The organism is Pseudomonas sp. 2(2015), assembly GCF_000955865.1.
Taxonomy (GTDB): Bacteria; Pseudomonadota; Gammaproteobacteria; order Pseudomonadales; family Pseudomonadaceae; genus Aquipseudomonas.
On the sequence record NZ_JYOF01000034.1, the window covers coordinates 272 to 1,368 of the forward strand.

The 1,097-nt window shown below is 63.8% G+C and carries 1 pseudogene; it reads left to right on the top strand.

The annotated features are described in order from the left end of the window. Positions 1-76: 76 nt before the first annotated feature. Positions 77-1,095: pseudogene (locus UB48_RS26705) on the top strand (low specificity L-threonine aldolase); the annotation flags it as partial. Between the last annotated feature and the right edge of the window lie 2 nt (positions 1,096-1,097).

A 1,097-nucleotide genomic window follows, 5' to 3' on the forward strand; every position in this document is an offset into this window, starting at 1 on the left:
GCTGGCTTGCCAGCGATAGGCGGCCACCCGGAACTTGGTTTAGAGTGCTCACCTGCGTCGTTCACAGGACAGTGTCATGCCAGATAAAAGCCAGCAATTCGCCAGCGACAACTACTCAGGTATCTGCCCGGAAGCCTGGGCCGCCATGGAAAAGGCCAACCAGGGCCACGAGCGCGCCTACGGCGACGACCAATGGACGGCACGTGCCTCGGAATACTTCCGCAAATTGTTCGAAACCGACTGCGAAGTGTTCTTCGCCTTCAACGGCACCGCCGCCAACTCGCTGGCGCTGTCGTCGCTGTGCCAGAGCTATCACAGCGTGATCTGCTCGGAGACCGCCCACGTCGAGACCGACGAATGCGGCGCCCCGGAGTTCTTCTCCAACGGCTCCAAGCTGCTCACCGCGCGCANNCCGAGTCGATCCGCGAAGTGGCGCTCAAGCGCCAGGACATCCACTACCCCAAGCCGCGGGTGGTGACTATCACCCAGGCCACCGAGGTCGGCAGCGTTTACCGCCCGGACGAACTCAAGGCCATCAGCGCTACCTGCAAGGAGCTGGGCCTGAACCTGCACATGGACGGCGCCCGCTTCAGCAACGCCTGCGCGTTCCTTGGCTGCAGCCCGGCGGAGCTGACCTGGAAGGCCGGAGTCGATGTGCTGTGCTTTGGCGGCACCAAGAACGGCATGGCGGTGGGTGAAGCGATCCTGTTCTTCAACCGCGAGCTGGCCGAAGACTTCGACTACCGCTGCAAGCAGGCCGGGCAACTGGCGTCGAAGATGCGCTTTTTGTCGGCACCCTGGGTCGGTTTGCTGGAAGACGGCGCCTGGCAGCGCCACGCTGTGCATGCCAACCACTGCGCGCAGTTGCTCAGCGAACTGGTTCGCGATGTGCCGGGGGTTGAGCTGATGTTCCCGGTGGAGGCCAACGGGGTGTTCCTGCAGATGTCGGAACCGGCGCTGGAAGCCTTGCGCAACAAGGGCTGGCGCTTTTACACCTTCATCGGCAGCGGCGGCGCACGCTTCATGTGCTCGTGGGATACCGAAGAGGCGCGGGTGCGTGAGCTGGCGGCGGATATCCGGGCGGTGATGGGGGCTTG